Here is a 17,178-nt window from a genome sequence, read left to right as displayed (position 1 = left end):
CGGGTTGCATTCACGCGCCGGCGCGGCGCCTTCCCCGCGCCGCGCCGTCAACGCATGCTCCAGCCTGCTGCCCTTGCCCCGCAGCATTCAAGCTTGACCGAAGGTAGCCGAGGGCATCCGCCCTCCACAAGGGGGAGGTCTTCAACTTTCGGACAGATCGGGGGAGCCGGAGGCAGGCGGAATCTGGGTTTGCCGGAGCCCAAACGCATCCGGCCGGATCGCGGAACGATCCGGCCGGCGCGGGAACTGGATGCTTCCGGCGGGGCCGGGGCTCAGAACTTGTAGTTGACGCCGAGCTTCACGACGTTGAGCTGGGTGTCGGCGCTGATCGAGCCGAGCGTGCCGGGAATGGTGTAGCTGCTGCCTTCCAGGTCGATATATTGGTATTCGATCTTGGCCGTCCAATTGTTGGTGATGGCGTATTCGACGCCGCCGCCGACGGTCCAGCCCCAATTGGTCTTGGAGGTGTCGACGCCGTAGATGCTGCCGTAATCGGTCGTGCCCCAGGCGAGACCGCCGGTGACGTAAGGCAAAACGCGGTCGAAGACATAGCCGAGGCGGGCGCGCACCGTGCCGTAGACGTCGAGGCTGGCGGAGGACACGCCGGCGGCGAACGGGCCGGCCGGAACGATCACGACGCTGCTGGAGCCGAGATCGGCCCATTGCACGTCGGCCTCGATGCCGAGCACCACATTGTTCACGAACTGCCAATTGTAGCCGGCCTGCAGACCGCCGGTGAAGCCGTTGGCATCGCCGATGCTGATGCTGGTCGGCGGGATGCCGAACGCCGGGGAGACCGACAATTCGTTGTTGAGCCAGGCCCAGCCGACATTGCCGCCGATATAGAAGCCGGTCCACGAAAAGACCGGGACGGCGACGGGGGCGGCGGCCTTGACGGGGTAGCGGGCGAGATCGGCGGCGGCCGCCGGCGCGGCCAAGGCCAGAAGGGCGGCGCCGGACAACAGGATCTTTTTCATGGGACGCTCCATCCGAGGGGGATCGCAGGCACAACGGCGCAGGAGCGGTTTGGGTCGACGGGTTTCACGCCCGACGCTGCATTTCATCTCGCCATGGCATAATTGCCACAGATGCGGCGCCGGGCGCGCCCGGTCTCAGTCGGATTTGGACGCCTCGTAGCGCGCCTTGGTCTCGGCATTCATGGGATAGAGGCCGGGCAGCGCGGCGCCGTTCAGCACTTCGCCCATGATCCATTCCTCCATGCGCTCCTGCTCCGGCGCCTCGGCGAGGACCTCGCCGACCAGAGCCTGCGGGATCACCACGGCGCCGTCACCATCGGCGACGATCACGTCGTCCGGGAACACCGCGACGCCGCCGCAGGCGATCGGCTGCTGCCAGGCGACGAAGGTGAGGCCGGCCACCGAGGGGGGCGCCGCCGCGCCCTGGCACCAGATCGGCAGGCCGGTCGCGAGGCAGCCCGCGAGGTCGCGCAGCACGCCGTCCGTGACCAGCGCCTCGACCTTCCGCTGCTGCATGCGGGCGCACAGAATGTCGCCGAAGATCCCGGCATGGGTGACGCCCATCGCGTCGGCGACCGCGATACAGCCGTCCGGCATCGCCTCGATCGCGGCGCGGGTGGAGATCGGCGAGGCCCAGGAGGCGGGCGTGGCGAGGTCTTCGCGCGCCGGCACGAAGCGCAGCGTGAAGGCCGGCCCGACGAGCCGGGTCTGCCCCGGCTGCAGCGGGCGGGTGCCGCGCAGCCAGACGTTCCGCAGGCCCTTCTTCAGAAGAATGGTGGTGATTGTTGCGGTGGAGACGGCGCGCAGCGTCTCGATGACCTCGGGGTCCAGCGACATGGGGGCATTCCTGGCGGTCGAACGGGGGAGACTTCGTAGGCCCGGACGCGCCGGCGCGCAATCGCGCGCGGGCGCGCCGCGCCCCCCGACAGTGGGGAAAGCAGGCGCCGCGCGACGGCCCTCCCGCCGCCCGGCGGCGCCTTCGCTATGCCGAAAACGCATCCTCGCACGATCAATTATTATGAGAGTGCATGCGCCGCTTCTCCTAAGCTGCCGATCAAAGCGCCGGTCAAAGGCGCGAAAACGATATCGGGAGGCCGGGACATGGGCTGGATTGCACGGAATTCGAAGGGGTTGCTCGCCTGTGCCATGCTGGCTCCGGCGCTTCTCGGGGCGCCGGCGCAGGCCGCGGACGATCTGAAGATCGCGCTCATCGCGCCGGTCTCCGGCCCCATGGCCCGCCAGGGCGACCTGATGCGCAAGGGCGCGGAACTGGCGATCGCCGACATCAATGCCGCCGGCGGCATCAAGGCGCTCGGCGGGGCGAAGCTCACGCTGCTCGTCGAGGATGCCGGCGACAAGGTGGAGACGGCGAAGAACGCCGCCCAGCGTCTGGTCGCAAACCGCCAGGGCGTGGTCGCGGGAACCGGCGCCTGGAGCTCCTCGCTCACCCTCGCCGTGACCGAAGTGACCGAGCGGGCAGGCCTGCCCTGGGTGACGCTGTCTTATGCCGACCAGATCACCGACCGCGGCTTCAATTATGTCGTCCAGACCGTGCCGGTGGCGAGCCAGCTCGCGCTCAACGCCATGCCGACCGTGCTCGACATGGCGCAGACCGCCTCCGGCAAGCGGCCGACCAAGGTCGCGATCATCTCCGACAGCACCGCCGCCTCGCAGGCCTTCGTCACGCCGTTGCGCGACGGCGGGTTCCAGAAGCTCGGCGTGCAGGTGGTGGCCGACGAGGTGTTCACGCCGCCGCTGAACGACGCGACCTCCATGGTGCAGAAGCTGCGCGCCACCCGGCCGGACTTCCTTCTGTTCTATTCGACCGGCTTTCCCGACGCCAAGCTGGTCCTGACCAAGATGAACGAGTTCGGCCTGGGCAAAGGCAAGCTGCCGACCGTGACGGTCGGGGTGCAGTTCGCCAGCCCGGAAATGCTGAAGGCGGTCGGGCCGGAGCTTCTGGAAGGGCTGATCCTGGTCGCCCCCAACTGGCCCTCCAAGTCGCAGGCGGCGGCGCTGCCGGGCCTCACCAGCCGCAGCGGCGAGCCGTGGCTCGGCCAGGACACGATCAGCACCTATGGCGACGTGATGCTGATCCGCGACGCGCTGGAGCGCGCCGGGTCCGCGGACGGCGAGAAGGTGATGCAGGCGCTGCGCGCCACCGACCGCAAGGACGGCCCGGCGGACTTCTATCTCGGCGACAAGCTCGCCTTCGACGCCAAGGGGCGGCGCATCGGTGGCGCGGTCGGGCTGATCCAGTGGCAGCAGGGCCTGCCTTATCTGATCTGGCCGAAGGACGACGCGGTGCGCAGCCCGGTCTGGCCGAAATCCTGATCCGCGGGAGCACGCGCCGGTCAGCCTGCACCGCAAGCTGACCGGACCCGGCTCCAGCCCCGCCCGCGCGCCCGGGCCGGCCCTGCGTCGGACCGGGCGGACCCGGCATGCCCCGCGCTTCGGCGCCGACCCTCGGCCGCGCCGCAGGAGAAGAAGCTCGCAATGACCGATTTGCTGCCCAGCCTCGAGACCGTGCTCCAGACCCTCGCCACCGGCCTTCTCGTGGGCTGCACCTATGGCCTGATGTGCGTCGCGCTCGGCCTCATCTTCGGCATCATGCGGCTGATCAATTTCGCCCAGGGCGATTTTCTGATGCTGGGCATGTATTTCGGCCTCGCCGTTCTGTCCGGGGCGGGGCTCGGGGCCACGATCGGGCCGCTGCCGGCCTTGATTTTCGCCGGCCTCGCGGCGATCCCGGTCTTCTTCGTGCTCGGCTGGGTGATCCATGCGCTGCTGCTGGCGCGGATCGCGCAGCGGCGCGGCGCCACCGAGGGCGAGGCCCACCAGACCCAGCTCATCATGACGCTCGGCATTTCCCTGGTCCTGTCGAACGGCGCGCTGATGGCGTTCGGCTCGACCCCGGTCTCGCTCAACGTGCCGTTCGCGTCGCAGGCCTTCATCCTCGACCCGCTCGGGGCCGGCGACGTGCTGGTCTTCCTCAACGAGGCGCGGGTGCTGGCGGCGGTGGCCGCGCTCGCCGCCGCCGGCGGGCTCTATGCGCTGCTGCACCGCACCGATCTCGGCCGCCAGTTGCGCGCCTCGGCCGACAATCCCCTGGCCGCGACTTATATGGGGATCGACGTGGTCTGGTCCTACCGGGTGACGTTCGGCCTCGGCTTCGGCCTCACCGCGCTCGCCGGGGTGATGGTCGCGACCTATTACCCGTTCCAGCCTTATGTCGGGCTCGACTTCGTCATCGTCATGTATGCTGGGGTGGTGCTGGGCGGGCTCGGCTCGGTGATGGGCTCGTTCTGGGGCGGGGTGATCATCGGCCTGGTCCAGCAATTGTCCACGCTGGTCCTGCCGCTCCAGCTCCAGGGCACCACGGTGTTCGTGGTCTTCCTGCTGATCCTGCTGATCCGGCCCCAGGGCCTGTTCGGCCGCAGCGTGGAGCGGGCCTGATGCTGTCGGCACATCCCCGGCGGGTCTATCTCGCCGTCGCCCTCCTCGCCGCGCTTTACGTCGCGGCGATCTTCCTCACCACCAATTCCTATTACCAGCTCATGCTGGCCCTGGTGCCGGTCTGGGCGGTGATGGGCCTGTCCTGGAACGTCTTCTCCGGCTATTCCGGCCTGGTTTCGTTCGGCCACGCGGCCTTTTTCGGGCTCGGTGCCTATACCACCACGCTGCTGTTCGCGAAGCTCGACGTGACGCCCTGGCTCGGCATCCCGGCGGCGGCGCTCGTCGGCAGCCTCGCCGGCCTGCTGATCGGCGCCATCACCTTCCGCCTGCGCGGCCATTATTTCGCGCTCGCCATGCTCGCTTATCCCCTCGCCATGCTCTACGTCTTCGAATGGGCGGGCCTGCAGGAGGTCTCCTTCCCGATGAAGCGGGAGGACGCGGCGCTGTTCATGCAGTTCCACGACCAGCGCTGGAACGCTCTGATCGCGCTCGGCCTCCTGGTGATCGCGCTCCTCGTCTCGCTGAAGGTGGAGCGCTCGCGCTTCGGCCTGTCGCTGCTCGCCATCAAGCAGAACGAGATCGCCGCCGAGGTCGCCGGCATCGACAGCTATCGCTGGAAGCTGAAGGCGATCGCCGTGTCCGGCGCGCTGGCGGGCGCGGCGGGCGGCTTTTATGCGGTCGTGCTGCTGGTGGTGACGCCCTTCACCGTGTTCGGCCTCGCGACCTCCGCCCAGGCGCTGATCGTCACCATGTTCGGCGGCGTCGGCACGGTGTGGGGGCCGATCGTGGGCGCGGCGATCCTGGTGCCGGTGGCGGAGATCCTGCACGCCGAACTCGGCGGAAAATATCCCGGCATCCAGGGCGTGGTGTTCGGCCTCGCCATCATCCTCGTCATGATGAAGATGCCGCAGGGCATCGTCTGGGCGGTGCGCGACCGCTTCTTCGCCGGGGCCGGCCGGCCGGCCGCGGTCGGGGTGGCCCCGCCGCCGGCCCGGGCGCCCGCCTTCCTCGTCGCCGAAGATGCCGAGGTGCTGCTCGCCGTCACCGGACTCTCCCGCCGCTTCGGCGGGGTGAAGGCGCTGACCGACGTGACGCTCCAGGTCCGCCGCCAGGAAATCCTCGGCATTATCGGCCCCAACGGCGCCGGCAAGACCACTTTGTTCAATGTCCTGAACGGCCTGGTCGCGCCCGATGCCGGCAGCATCCGGCTCGCGGGGCGGCCGCTCGACGGGCTTCCCGCCAACCGGATCTGCGCGCGCGGCGTCGGCCGCACCTTCCAGGTGGCGCGGGTGTTCGCGCGCATGTCGCTGATCGAGAATGTCGTGGTCGGCGCCTTCGTCGGCACGGGGCGCGATGCGGCGGCGATCAAGGGCGCGCAGGCGGCGCTGACCCGCGTCGGCCTCGGCGGCCTCGCGGCCGCTCCGGCCGACACGCTGACCAATTACGAATTGCGGCTCATGGAACTCGCCCGCGCGCTCGCCGGGGGCCCGGATTTGCTGCTGCTGGACGAACCGTTCGCCGGGCTCGATGCGGCCGAGGTGCGCAGCTTCATGGCGCTGCTGCGCACGCTGCGCGACGAGGGCATGACCATCGCCATCATCGAGCACACGATGCAGGCCATGGTGCAATTGGTGGACCGCTTCGTCGTGCTCGACCATGGCTGCGTGATCGCCGACGGCCCGCCGCGCGAGGTGGTCCGCGACCGTGCCGTCATCACCGCCTATCTCGGCGACAAATGGGTGCCCGATGCTGTCGCTTGAAGGTGTGAGCGTGCGCTATGGCGGTCTGTCCGCCCTCACCGACGTCTCGCTCAGCGTGGGCGAAGGGGAATTCGTCACGGTGATCGGTCCGAACGGCGCCGGCAAGACGACGCTGATGAAGGCGATTTCCGGCGTCGTGCCGCTGTCCGCGGGGCGGATCCGGCTCGGCGGACAGGATCTCGCGGCGGTCCCCGCGCAGCGCCGGCCGCATCTCGGCCTCGCCCATGTCCCGGAGAACCGCCAGGTGTTTTCCGGCCTGTCGGTGCTGGAGAATCTCGAACTCGGCACGACGCCGCTCGCCGACCGGGCGCAAAGCGCGGGGAACATCGAGCATGTGCTCGATCTCTTCCCGATCCTGCGCGAGCGCACCGCCCAGCTCGCCGGTACCCTGTCGGGCGGGCAGCAGCAGATGCTCGCGATCGGCCGCGCGCTCGCGTCCACGCCGAAGGTGCTGCTGCTCGACGAGCCCTCGATGGGCCTCGCGCCGAGCATCGTCGACATGATCTTCGAGCGCATCGCGCGGATCCACCGCGAGACCGGCGTCACCGTGGTCCTGGTCGAGCAGCGGGCGATCGAGGCGCTGGAATTGTGCACCAGGGCCTATGTGCTCACCACCGGCCGGGTGGTGGCGAGCGGCAGCGGGCGCGATCTGATGCGCAGCGAGGAGGTCAGCCGCGCCTATCTCGGCGCCTGACCGAAAGAGGGAGACGGCGATGTGCGAGGGGTGTCCGCGGCCGGGCTCGGGCTGGCGCGGTTTCATGGATCTGCCCGCGCAGCGGCGGCTGACGCCGGCGGGGCCCTGGATCGACCTGTCGCATCCGCTGAGCGCCGACATGCCCTGCGCCTCGATCTTCCCCACCCCACGCTTCGAGCGGCTGCGGGAGGTGCCGAAGGACCCGTTCAACGTCACCCAGATGACCTTCGTCAGCCATGCCGGGACCCATGTCGATTCCCCGCGGCACTATTTCAACGACGCGCCGGGCTTCGAGGGGATCGGGCTCGATCGGCTGAGCGGGGAGGGGGTGGTGTGGCATCTGCCGCAGCAGCCCGATGCCGTGATCCCGCTCGCGGCGCTTCAGGCCGCGACCCCGGTGCTGCGGCCGGGGGACATTCTCGCCATCGATACCGGTTGGGCGGCGAAGGCGGGCACGCCCGATTACGAGCGCCATCCGAGCCTCTCGGTCGCGGCGGCGCACTGGCTGGTGGCGCAGCGCATCAAGCTGTTCGCCTGCGATTTCGCCACCCCGGACCTGGTCTATCATCTGCGCGCGCCGGGCTTCGACTGGCCGGTCCATCACGCGCTGCTGGGCAACGGCATTCTCGTCTGCGAGCATCTGACCGGGCATGCCGTGCTCGCGGGGCGGCGGGTGGAGTTCGTGTTCGGCGCCCTCAATGCGGTCGAATGCGACGGCGCGCCCGCCCGCGTCCTGGCGCGCCTTCTGGCTGATTGACGCCCCAAGCGCGGGAACCTTCAGTCCACCGTGAGCCGCAGGTCGCCGGTCTCGACATGGGCGCGGAACCAGCCATAGGCGTCCGCGAGCCCGCTCTTCAAATCGAAATGCGGCCGCCAGCCCGACGCCGTCAGGCGCGAGACGTCGAGCAGCTTCCGCGGCGTGCCGTCGGGCTTGGTCGGATCGGTCTCGATGCGGCCGGAAAAGCCCACCGTCTCGGCGACGAGATGCGCGAGTTCGAGGATGGTGACGTCGGTGCCCGAGCCGACATTGACGTGGCCGTCCGCCGAATAGGTCTTCAGCAGATGCACCAGCGCGTCGGCGGCATCGTCGACATGCAGGAATTCGCGCAGCGGCGTCCCGCTGCCCCAGATCACCATGGCGTCGTCGCCCCGCGCCCGCGCCTCGTGGGCCTTGCGCAGCATGGCCGGGATGACATGGCTCTTCTGCAGGTCGTAATTGTCGCCCGGCCCGTAGAGATTGGTGGGCATGGCGGAGATGAAGTCGCAGCCATGCTGGCGGCGATAGGCCTGGCAGAGCTTGATGCCGGCGATCTTCGCGACGGCATACCATTCGTTGGTCGCCTCGAGCGGGCCGGTGAGCAGCGCGTCCTCGGTGAGCGGCTGCGGCGCGAGGCGCGGATAGATGCAGGACGAGCCGAGGAACAGCAGCTTCTCCGTCCCGTGGCGGTAGGCCGCCTCGATCACGTTCGCCTCGATCATGAGGTTGTCGTAGAGGAAATCGGCGGGATAGGTGTCGTTGGCCAGGATCCCGCCGACCTTCGCGGCGGCGAGGATGACCGCATCCGGGCGGGTCCGCGCGAAGAAGGCGCGCACGCTCGCCTGGTCGCGCAGATCGACCGCGTCCCGCCCGGCGGTGAGGGTCTCGCAGCCCTCGCGGCCGAGCCGCCGCACCAAAGCGGCGCCGACCATGCCGCGGTGCCCCGCGACCCAGACGCGCTTGCCGTCGAGCGAATAGAGCGGGGACGCGGTCATGCGGCGTTCCTTATTCGGCCGCGCGGTCGCGGCGCCGGATCCAAACCTGAAAGTCCCGCCCTGCCGTCCCGTCATGGACCCTGCGCCGTCGGCGGATCCTCGAACGGCGCGGCGGATGCCTCCGACTAGCCCAACGCGGCCGGGAGATCAACGCGGCCGCACCGGCCGCGCCGTCACAGCGGCTCGATCCGCAACCCGGTTTCCGCGTCGAAGACGTGCAGGTGCCGGGGCGGCAGATGGACCGAGAGGCCGGCCGCGCCGGGGGGCGGGCCGGGGCGGCGCACAGAGAGGATCTGGCCCCCGGCGAGGCGTCCGGTGAGAATGCATTCCGATCCCAGCGGCTCGACCAGGTCGACGGAGAAGTCCGCGCCGCCCGGCGCCACTTCGATATGCTCCGGCCGGATCCCGATCTGGAGCGCGCGGCCCTCTTCCCCCGCGCGCCGGCCGTCGCCGAACGGCAGGACGGCGCCGCCCGCCAGCACCGCGGCGCCGCCGCCAGGACCGAGGCGCGCCGGCAGGAGATTCATCGCGGGCGCGCCGATGAAGCCGGCGACATGGGTGCTGGCGGGGCGCTGGAACACCTCCAAAGGCGGCGCGAGCTGGACCGCCCGGCCGTCCTGCAGCACCAGGAGCCGGTCGGCCAGGGTCATCGCCTCGATCTGGTCGTGGGTGACATAGAGGCTCGTCACGCCGAGCCGGCGCTGCAGCCGCTTGATTTCCACCCGCATGCCGAGCCGCAGCTTGGCGTCGAGATTGGAGAGCGGCTCGTCGAACAGGAACAGTTTCGGCTCGCGCACGATGGCGCGCCCCATGGCCACCCGCTGGCGCTGGCCGCCGGAGAGCTGGCGCGGCTTGCGCGCCAGCAGATCGGCGAGGCCGAGAAGGTCGGCGGTCGCGGCGACCTTGGCGGCGATTTCGGTGCGCGCCAATCCGCGGATGCGCAGGCCATAGGCCATGTTGTCGAACACGCTCATGTGCGGATAGAGCGCGTAGCTCTGGAACACCATAGCGATGTCGCGCGCGGCCGGGTCGTGCCCGGTAATGTCGCGCCCGTCCAGCAGGACTCGGCCGGCGCTCGGGGCCTCCAGCCCCGCCACGAGGCGCAGCAAAGTGGATTTCCCGCAGCCGGATGCCCCGACGACGACCAGAAACTCGCCCGCCGCGACCGCGAGGTCGATGCCGTGCAGGATCTCGGTCCGGCCGAACCGCTTGCGCAGCCCCTGAAGCTCCAGCGCGACGCTCATTTCTCGCCGTCCGTCAGGCCTTTGACGAACCAGCGCTGCATCGCCAGCACGACCAGGACGGGCGGCAGAAGGGCCAGCATCGCCGCCGCCATCACCCGGTTCCATTCGGTGGCGCTCTCGGTGCCGATCATCTTCACGATCCCCACCACGATGGTTTCCTGCGCCGGGTGGGTCGCCACCAGAAGCGGCCAGAGATACTGGTTCCAGCCATAGACGAACAGGATCACGAACAGCGCCGCGATATTGGCGGCCGAAGTCGGGATCAGGATGTCGGTCAGGAAGCGCCACGGGCCGGCGCCGTCCATCCGCGCCGCCTCCATCAATTCGTCGGGCACCGCGAGAAAGGCCTGCCGGAACAGCAGCGTCGCGGTGGCGGAGGCGAGGAGCGGCACGACCAGGCCGCCGAACGAATTGATCAGGCCGAGCCCGGCCACCACCTCGAAGGTCGGGATGATGCGCACCTCCACCGGCAGCATCAGGGTCGCGAAGATCACCCAGAAGCAGACCATGCGCAGCGGAAACCGGAAGAAGGCGACGGCATAGGCCGAGAGCACGGAGACGACGATCTTGCCGGCGGCGATGGCGAGCGCCATGGCGAAGGACAGCGCCAGCATCGGCCAGACCGGCCGGTCCGCGCCGGCCGGGCCGGAGCCGAACAGCACGTCGCCGAAAATCGACAGGCCGTCGCGCCGCGGCAGGAGCGCGATCTCGCCGCGATTGATGGCGCCGACATCCTGGGTCGCGGCGCAAAAGACGAGCCAGACCGGCAGCAGGAACAGAGCGGCGCCGAGCGCCAGCATGGCATGGACCAGAAGGCCGCGTCCGCCCGTCATATGGCGTCCCCGCGCCGCCGGAGCAGGCGGAACTGAAGGAGGGTCAGCAGCATCACTCCGGCCATCAGCACCACCGACTGGGCCGAGGAGGCGCCGAGGTCGAGATTGACCACGCCGTCGCGATAGACCTTCACCACCAGGGTCTGCGTCGCCTGGGCCGGGCCGCCCTGGGTCAGCGCCTCGATCGTGCCGAAGGTCTCGAAGGCGGAATAAGCGATGTTGACGGTCACGAGGAAGCCGGTGGTCGGCGCGAGCAGCGGGAACAGGATGGTCCAGAAGCGGCGCAGCGGCCCGGCCCCGTCCATGCGCGCCGCCTCGACGATGGCGGCGGGGATCGACTGGAGGCCGGCGAGGAAGAAGATGAAATTGTAGCTCACCTGTTTCCAGGCCGAAGCGAGGATCACCGTGATCATCGCCTGGGTGCCGTCGAGGCGGTAGTCCCAGACGATGCCGAGCCGGCTCAGAAGCGGCGGGAGCGCCCCGATCTGCGGGTGCAGCAGGAGGATCCACACCACCGCGGCGATCACCGGGGCGACGGCATAGGGCCAGATCAGCGCGGTGCGGTAGAAGGCGCGCCCGCGGATGGCGCTGTCGGCCAGCACCGCTAGGACGAGGGCGAGGCCGAGCGACAGCAGGCTGACCGCGCCGCAGAACAGGAGGGTGCGGCCGACCGCCGCGAGATAGAGCGGATCGGTGAAGAGTTCGGTGAAATTGTCCAGCCCGACGAAGCGGGCCGACAGGCCGAACGGGTCGCCGCGCATCAGGCTGGCCTCGATCGCGCCGGCGGCCGGCCACAGGAAGAATAGGGCGGTCAGCAGCAGTTGCGGGGCGAGCAGCAGCAGCGGCAGCCGCCAGCCGGGAAAGATCGTCCGCCGCTCGCTCATCCCTCGTCCCGCCGGGGCCGGATCCGCGCGGGTTCAGCCCCGCATCGACTTCTCGAACTCCCGAAGGACCTTGTTGCCCCGCGCGACGGCGGAATCAAGCGCCGCCTGCGCGCCTTGGCGGCCCTGGAGGGCGGCTTCGAACTCTTCCTCGATGATAGTGCGGATCTCCGGCAGGCGGCCGAGCCGAAGGCCTTTGGAATTCTCCGTCACCGCGCCGCGATTGAGCTGGCGGATGGCGATGTCGGCGCCGGGGGTGCGGGCATAATAGCCCTGGGCGAGGCTCAGGCCGGCGCCGGCGAGGGTGACGGGGACATAGCCGGTGGCCTTCGACCAGCGGGCGTCGGAGTCCGGCTGGGAGATGAATTTCAGGAAGTCGGCCACGGCTTTGTATTCCGCCGGGGTGCGGCGCGGCGCGGTCATGGTCCATAGGCTGGCGCCGCCGATGATGGAATTGTTGGGGCTCGCGCGCACGCTCGGATCGTAGGGCAGGAGGGCGGCCGCGAAGCGGAATTTGGCATCGCGCGAGAAGGCGGCGCGGACGGCGGAGGAATTGAAGGACAGGCCGGTCTCGCCGACCGGGAAGATCTGGTCGCCGGCCGCTCCGCGCCCGCCATAGGTGAAGGTTCCCGCCTTCGCCATGTCGAGCAGGCGCTGGATCTGGGCGACGTAAGGCGGCGCGTTGAACACGAGTTCGGCGTCCAGCCCCTCGAAGCCGTTCGCCTTGGTGGCGTAAGGCAGATCGTGCAGCGCGCCGAAATTCTCCATCATCACCCAGGTCGGCCAGGCGGTGGTCATGGCGACCTTGGCCGACGCCTTGGTCTTGAGCGCGTCGGCGGCGGCGGCGACCTCCTGCCAGGTGGCCGGCGGGGCCGCGGGGTCGAGCCCGGCGCGCTCGAAGAGATCGGCGTTGAGCCACATGACCGGGGTCGAGGAATTGAACGGCATGGCGGCCATGCTGCCGTCCGGCAGGCTGTAATAGCTGCGCACCGCCGGCATATAGGCGGCGGGATCGAACGCGATCCCGGTCTCCTGCGCGAGCTGCCAGACCTGCCGCACCGCCGGACCGGCGCCGAGCATGGAGCCCGTGCCGACCTCGAACACCTGGACCAGATGCGGCGCTTGCCCGGCGCGGAAGGCCGCGATCGCGGCGGTCATGGTCTCGCCATAGGTGCCCTTGAAGACCGGCGCGACGGTCACGGCCGATTGGGCGGCGTTGAACGCGTCGCAGACCTTCTTCACCTCCTCGCCGAGCGGGCCGGACATTGCGTGCCAGAAGGTGACGACGGGGCGGTCCTGGGCGCGCGCCGGCGCGGCGAAAGCGGCGGGCAGGGCGGCCGCGGCGGTCAAGGCGGCGGCACCGGCGAGCAGGTGGCGGCGATTCATGCGAAGGGCCTCCGGGGCAATCGGAATATCCGGTACGCCGACGCGGCGCACGCTGAAGGCAGACTGCACCCGCAACATCATAGTTTGATGTAGCCGGCGCGTCGCCCGGTCCGAGGGCCCGGAGCGGCGCGAGATTTCTGCGTCGCGCGTCTGCCGTGCCCCGTCCGGGCAGGCAGAACCCGGGCCGGTGCATTCCGCGCGCATATGTCGGGATGGACGACCGGACGCAGGATCCGGACGGCGCAGGCCGCGTCCCGGCAGACCGGCGCAAGCGCCATCGTCCCCGGCCCGGAGGAAATCCGCCGATGCGGGATCCGCCGCGGTTCAGCCGGTCCCATCGGAGCGGGCTGTGCCGGAGACATCCCACATTTCGATCCGGTCGCGGCCGCCGTTCTTGGCGCGGTAGAGCGCTTCGTCGGTGCGCCGCAGCAACTCCGCCATGCCGAGGGCGCCGGGGCGGTCGAGATAGCAGATGCCGATGCTGACCGTCAGGCTCTCGAGCGGTATATGGACCTGCTGCCAGGGTTCGCGCGCCATGCTCTCGCGGATCTTCTGGGCGATCGCGATCGCGCCGTCGGCGGGGGTGCCGGGCAGGAGCACCGCGAATTCCTCGCCGCCATAGCGCGCGACCAGATCCCCCGGCCGCTGGACGCAGAGCTGGATGAGCTGCGCGACGCGGGCAAGGCATTCGTCGCCGACGACATGGCCGTGCCGGTCGTTGACCGCCTTGAAATGGTCGACGTCGATCAGGAGCAGGCTCATGGCGTGCCGCTCGCGCGCGGCGCGGCGCCATTCCTGCTCGAACACGGTGTCGAACCGCCGCCGGTTGGCGAGCCCGGTCAAGGCGTCGGTCGAGGCCATGGAAGAGAGTTCGTCATGGGCGAGCTTCAGCGCGCGCTCCGCCAGGACACGCTCGGTGGCGTCCCGGAAGCTGCACACGAAGGCGATCGGCGACCCGCCGGCCGGCCCCTCCGGCAGCAGGCCCATCGAGGCCTCCATCCAGATCCACCCGCCCGACGCGCCGCGCACCCGGCAGGTGAAGGTCGCGTGGCTCTGGCTTTCGCCGTCGGCGCGTGGGCGCGGCACGGAAAATGCCGCGACGTCGTCGACATGGATCAGCGCGGCGAGGGACGTGCCGACGAGCGCATCCGCCGACCAGCCGAGCACCCGCTTCACCGCGGGCGAGACGAAATGGATCGCGAGGTCCGCGCCGGCGGCGACGATCACGTCGCTCGAATTCTCCGCCAGCATCCGGTAGCGATATTCTTCTTCCCGCGCGCGCCGCTCGGCCGCCACCAGGTCGCTTTGCTGGCGTTTCAGCATCGTGATGTCGGCGTGGCTGAAATAGCCGATGCCGTTCGCGGTGCGGCGGGCGATCACGCGCCGCCATTCGCCGCCCGGCAGCTCGATCTCGAACGGCGCTCCGGAAAAGCGGATATGGTCCTTCATCCCCGTCTCCGCCGCCTCGGGCCAGACGTCGCCCTGCGTCGCCCAGGCGCCGCGCACCACGTCGGTCAGGGCGGAGCCGATCACCGACTGGTTGAGCGGCACGCCGTAGAGCATGCGGAACTCCTTATTGGCGGCGATGATGCGGTCGTTCTGATCGAGAACCGTCGCCCCTTCCGCGATAAGGTCCAGCAGATCGATGGGAAAATGACGCCAGATCGGTGCGGCCTCCGCGCCCGCCGCCTCGGGGGCGAGATCCTGCCAGAGCCGGATCCGCCCATCGGCGGTCGGCAGCGACGCAACCCGCAGACGCCGCCCGCGGTGCAAAAAGACGAAGGGCCGGGTCTGGTTGCGGTGGCGGTCGATCGCCTCGGCGATATACTGCTCGATATTGACTTTTTCTTCGGCCGTCAGCCGGTGCTCATAAAAGCGCTTCAGATTTTCGCGGTACGGCTCGCCGCTATGGACATGGCCATCGTGCTCCGGAAAAAAACGGATGAAACATCGGTTCCAAAGTACGGCACGGTCTTGGGAATCGAACAGACAAACCGCGATATCCAGAGAATCCAAAATACCGGCAAAGAAGGCGTATTGATCGCTGCCTGGCACTTTTACTTGTTTCCTCGCCTGTTTTGCGACTCAGTGACATTTTCATTGTGCAAGCAAGCGGAATCTGGGCGCGCGGTCGCTCCGCACGCCGAATTCCGGGGCGTGCGGCGGCGCGGCTGGGATGGGGGCGTCCGCGGGAACGATCCATACGATCATATCCCGCCCCGAGTCGTGGCGCGGTGGTGCGATTGTGCCGGCTCAGTGCGCCTTGTTTTCGAACCAGGTGACGACGTAAGACGCGGCTTCCAGGACATGCTCGATCATCAGGCGCCGCGCGCGTGCCGCATCGCGCTTTTCCAACGCGGCGAGAATCGCGCCGTGATGGCGCGCGAGGCCCTCCAGACGGGTCAGGTCCATGGCGATGACCGCGGTCGCAACCGCCGCTCCGGTATAGCCCGCGCGCATCTCGGCGATCATGCGCTCGAGATTTCGATTGCTGGACGCGGCGGCGATCAAATCGTGGAATTCGGCATTCATCGCCGCCCATTCGAGCGGCCCGTCCTTGCGCCGCGCCGCCGGGCGGCGGGGCTTCGCGCCTTTCTGGGCGGCGCGAAGGGTGTCGATCACACGGATGAAGCGGTCGTGGGAGGCCCGCAGCCGATCGAGCGCCTCGTCGCTGATCCAGCGGGCGGCGAGCCCGGCGGCCAGGCCCTCCAGCTCGGCGCGGATCTGAAACGTTTCGGCGATGTCGCGCGGCGAGGGGGTGCTGACCACGGCGCTGCGCCGCTGCTCCTGCGCCACCAGACCCTGGGCCTGAAGGCGCGAGAGGGCCTCGCGAATCGGGGTGCGGCTGACGCCGAACTCTTCCGCCAGCATTTCCTGCTTCAGCCTCTGGCCGGGCGCATAGGCGCCGGAAACGATCTTGGTCCGAATCGAAGTTGCAATCTCGTCGATCAGCTTTTGAGACGTCGCGGGTGTCATGCTCGAATCCGAATGGCGTCACGCAATGAAAGACGGCCGTCCAGGCAAGTGGAGGCGTCTCGACTGGCGCGGGCGCCCCGCGCCCCCGCGCACGGCAAAATCCGCAATTCGTCATATCAGGGTGCGGCTACCTCCATCAAGTGTCGCACACGCATTGCGGGTGGAGGGACGCGGTGCGCCGATCAGACAACGCCGGCCCGCAGCAGATCGTGGATGTGGATGATTCCCACCGGGCGGCCGTCCTCGACCACGAACAGGGACGTGATCGCGGCTTCGTTGATCGCCGCCAGGGCTTCGAGCGCGAGGAGATCGGGCGGCACGCTGCGCGGGGCGCGCGTCATCGCCTCCGCGACGGGACGGTCGACGAAGCCGGCCTGGAAGGCGCGCCGCAGATCGCCGTCGGTCACGGCGCCGACCAGAAGGCCCGCGCCGTCGACCACGCCGGTAATGCCGAACCCCTTCGAGGTCATTTCGACGATCGCCTCGGACAGCGGGACGTCGAGCGCGACCAGCGGCACCGCCGCGCCGGCATGCATCAGATCGGCCGCCTTGCGCAATTGCGCGCCGAGCTTGCCGCCCGGATGGAAGTCGCGGAAGGCATGGGCGGAAAAATTGCTCAGGGACAGGAGCGCGACCGCGAGCGCATCGCCGAGCGCCATGCTCATCGTGGTCGACGTGGTGGGGGCGAGGCCGTTGGGGCACGCTTCGGGCATCGCCGGCAGCACCAGCGCGATGTCGGCCGCGCCTGCGAGGGCGGCATCGGCCTGCGCCGTCAGGGCGATCAGCGCGACCCGGAAGCGGCGGGTATAGGCGATGATGTTCGCGAGTTCGGCCGCCTCGCCCGACCAGGACAGCGCCAGCACCACGTCGACGGGGGCGATCATGCCGAGATCACCGTGGCTCGCCTCGCCGGCGTGCATGAAATAGGCCGGCGTGCCGGTGGAGGAGAGCGTCGCCGCGATCTTGCGGGCGACGTGGCCGGACTTGCCGACGCCGGTGACGATGACGCGGCCATTGCCGCGCAGCGCGGCGCGGATCGTCTCGACCGCCGCTTCGAGCGCAGGGCCGAGCCCGGTCTCCAGGGCGGCACGCAGGGCCGCCATGCCCGCCGCCTCCAGATCGAGGGTGCGGCGCGCCACGTCGATGGTTGAGGGGCGGGGATCGGGAAGGTCGGAGGCCTGCGTCATGGCCTCTCCCTAAAGCAAAGTCCCGGGCAGTT

At 69.4% G+C, this 17,178-nt stretch carries 15 protein-coding genes; 5 read left to right on the top strand and 10 right to left on the bottom strand.

The genetic code is table 11. The features are described 5' to 3' along the window. Positions 1–272: 272 nt before the first annotated feature. Complete coding sequence (locus tag EDC64_RS12915) at positions 273–977, bottom strand: outer membrane protein (RefSeq protein ID WP_132031929.1); 705 nt, start codon at positions 975–977, stop codon at positions 273–275. Positions 978–1,112: 135 nt separating this feature from the next. Beyond that, entirely contained in the window at positions 1,113–1,814 is a 702-nt protein-coding gene (locus EDC64_RS12910) for a ribonuclease activity regulator RraA (RefSeq protein WP_132031927.1), read from the bottom strand. Between the two features lie 264 nt (positions 1,815–2,078). Between EDC64_RS12910 and EDC64_RS12905 the strand changes: the two genes are divergently transcribed. The 5 genes from EDC64_RS12905 to EDC64_RS12885 all read left to right on the top strand — a co-directional run bounded on the left by EDC64_RS12905 (position 2,079) and on the right by EDC64_RS12885 (position 7,644). After that, the gene (locus EDC64_RS12905) at positions 2,079–3,311 is read left to right on the top strand and encodes an ABC transporter substrate-binding protein (RefSeq protein WP_132031925.1); all 1,233 of its coding nucleotides are present in this window, start codon (positions 2,079–2,081) and stop codon (positions 3,309–3,311) included. Between the two features lie 162 nt (positions 3,312–3,473). Then, positions 3,474–4,433 (top strand): branched-chain amino acid ABC transporter permease, encoded by a 960-nt coding sequence (locus EDC64_RS12900; protein ID WP_132031923.1) that lies wholly within the window; start codon positions 3,474–3,476, stop codon positions 4,431–4,433. Then, the gene (locus EDC64_RS12895; protein WP_132031921.1) at positions 4,433–6,193 is read left to right on the top strand and encodes a branched-chain amino acid ABC transporter ATP-binding protein/permease; all 1,761 of its coding nucleotides are present in this window, start codon (positions 4,433–4,435) and stop codon (positions 6,191–6,193) included. Before EDC64_RS12900 ends, EDC64_RS12895 begins: the two co-directional genes overlap by 1 nt. Continuing rightward, entirely contained in the window at positions 6,180–6,887 is a 708-nt protein-coding gene (locus EDC64_RS12890) for an ABC transporter ATP-binding protein (RefSeq protein ID WP_132031919.1), read from the top strand. Before EDC64_RS12895 ends, EDC64_RS12890 begins: the two co-directional genes overlap by 14 nt. Before the next feature lie 64 nt (positions 6,888–6,951). Beyond that, a complete protein-coding gene (locus EDC64_RS12885) occupies positions 6,952–7,644 on the top strand; it encodes a cyclase family protein (protein WP_165933745.1) in 693 nt (230 codons plus the stop codon). Between the two features lie 20 nt (positions 7,645–7,664). Here the strand turns inward: EDC64_RS12885 and fcl are convergent, their stop codons facing one another. The 8 genes from fcl to EDC64_RS12845 form a co-directional block, all read right to left on the bottom strand. Further along, positions 7,665–8,639, bottom strand: coding sequence for a GDP-L-fucose synthase (fcl, locus tag EDC64_RS12880; RefSeq protein ID WP_132031915.1), 975 nt, complete (start codon positions 8,637–8,639; stop codon positions 7,665–7,667). A 173-nt stretch (positions 8,640–8,812) separates the two neighbouring features. Next, a complete protein-coding gene (locus EDC64_RS12875; protein ID WP_132031913.1) occupies positions 8,813–9,883 on the bottom strand; it encodes an ABC transporter ATP-binding protein in 1,071 nt (356 codons plus the stop codon). Next, positions 9,880–10,716: a sn-glycerol-3-phosphate ABC transporter permease UgpE gene (gene ugpE, locus EDC64_RS12870; RefSeq protein WP_132031911.1), complete on the bottom strand. Its 837-nt coding sequence runs from the start codon at positions 10,714–10,716 to the stop codon at positions 9,880–9,882. Before ugpE ends, EDC64_RS12875 begins: the two co-directional genes overlap by 4 nt. Further along, positions 10,713–11,600, bottom strand: a complete 888-nt coding sequence (locus tag EDC64_RS12865; protein ID WP_132031909.1) for an ABC transporter permease subunit — start codon at positions 11,598–11,600, stop codon at positions 10,713–10,715. Before EDC64_RS12865 ends, ugpE begins: the two co-directional genes overlap by 4 nt. A 33-nt stretch (positions 11,601–11,633) precedes the next feature. Further along, the gene (gene ugpB / locus EDC64_RS12860; protein WP_132031907.1) at positions 11,634–12,983 is read right to left on the bottom strand and encodes a sn-glycerol-3-phosphate ABC transporter substrate-binding protein UgpB; all 1,350 of its coding nucleotides are present in this window, start codon (positions 12,981–12,983) and stop codon (positions 11,634–11,636) included. Between the two features lie 324 nt (positions 12,984–13,307). Next, the gene (locus EDC64_RS12855) at positions 13,308–15,038 is read right to left on the bottom strand and encodes a diguanylate cyclase (protein ID WP_132031905.1); all 1,731 of its coding nucleotides are present in this window, start codon (positions 15,036–15,038) and stop codon (positions 13,308–13,310) included. A gap of 198 nt (positions 15,039–15,236) precedes the next feature. Then, the gene (locus tag EDC64_RS12850; protein ID WP_132031903.1) at positions 15,237–15,959 is read right to left on the bottom strand and encodes a GntR family transcriptional regulator; all 723 of its coding nucleotides are present in this window, start codon (positions 15,957–15,959) and stop codon (positions 15,237–15,239) included. Between the two features lie 182 nt (positions 15,960–16,141). After that, positions 16,142–17,146 (bottom strand): KpsF/GutQ family sugar-phosphate isomerase, encoded by a 1,005-nt coding sequence (locus tag EDC64_RS12845; RefSeq protein ID WP_132031901.1) that lies wholly within the window; start codon positions 17,144–17,146, stop codon positions 16,142–16,144. Positions 17,147–17,178 lie beyond the last annotated feature (32 nt).

Origin of the sequence: Aquabacter spiritensis, assembly GCF_004346185.1 — a bacterium.
Classification (GTDB): domain Bacteria; phylum Pseudomonadota; class Alphaproteobacteria; order Rhizobiales; family Xanthobacteraceae; genus Aquabacter; species Aquabacter spiritensis.
The sequence above is the reverse complement of the archived record's forward strand: the minus strand, read 5'-3'. Positions and strand labels throughout refer to the sequence as shown.

Excerpts from the sequence above, each read along its gene's own strand:
- EDC64_RS12915 (WP_132031929.1), bottom strand. The coding sequence starts at position 977 with ATGAAAAAGATCCTGTTGTCCGGCGCCGCCCTTCTGGCCTTGGCCGCG.
- EDC64_RS12910 (WP_132031927.1), bottom strand. The coding sequence starts at position 1,814 with ATGTCGCTGGACCCCGAGGTCATCGAGACGCTGCGCGCCGTCTCCACC.
- EDC64_RS12905 (WP_132031925.1), top strand. The coding sequence starts at position 2,079 with ATGGGCTGGATTGCACGGAATTCGAAGGGGTTGCTCGCCTGTGCCATG.
- EDC64_RS12900 (WP_132031923.1), top strand. The coding sequence starts at position 3,474 with ATGACCGATTTGCTGCCCAGCCTCGAGACCGTGCTCCAGACCCTCGCC.
- EDC64_RS12895 (WP_132031921.1), top strand. The coding sequence starts at position 4,433 with ATGCTGTCGGCACATCCCCGGCGGGTCTATCTCGCCGTCGCCCTCCTC.
- EDC64_RS12890 (WP_132031919.1), top strand. The coding sequence starts at position 6,180 with ATGCTGTCGCTTGAAGGTGTGAGCGTGCGCTATGGCGGTCTGTCCGCC.
- EDC64_RS12885 (WP_165933745.1), top strand. The coding sequence starts at position 6,952 with ATGGATCTGCCCGCGCAGCGGCGGCTGACGCCGGCGGGGCCCTGGATC.
- fcl (WP_132031915.1), bottom strand. The coding sequence starts at position 8,639 with ATGACCGCGTCCCCGCTCTATTCGCTCGACGGCAAGCGCGTCTGGGTC.
- EDC64_RS12875 (WP_132031913.1), bottom strand. The coding sequence starts at position 9,883 with ATGAGCGTCGCGCTGGAGCTTCAGGGGCTGCGCAAGCGGTTCGGCCGG.
- ugpE (WP_132031911.1), bottom strand. The coding sequence starts at position 10,716 with ATGACGGGCGGACGCGGCCTTCTGGTCCATGCCATGCTGGCGCTCGGC.
- EDC64_RS12865 (WP_132031909.1), bottom strand. The coding sequence starts at position 11,600 with ATGAGCGAGCGGCGGACGATCTTTCCCGGCTGGCGGCTGCCGCTGCTG.
- ugpB (WP_132031907.1), bottom strand. The coding sequence starts at position 12,983 with ATGAATCGCCGCCACCTGCTCGCCGGTGCCGCCGCCTTGACCGCCGCG.
- EDC64_RS12850 (WP_132031903.1), bottom strand. The coding sequence starts at position 15,959 with ATGACACCCGCGACGTCTCAAAAGCTGATCGACGAGATTGCAACTTCG.
- EDC64_RS12845 (WP_132031901.1), bottom strand. The coding sequence starts at position 17,146 with ATGACGCAGGCCTCCGACCTTCCCGATCCCCGCCCCTCAACCATCGAC.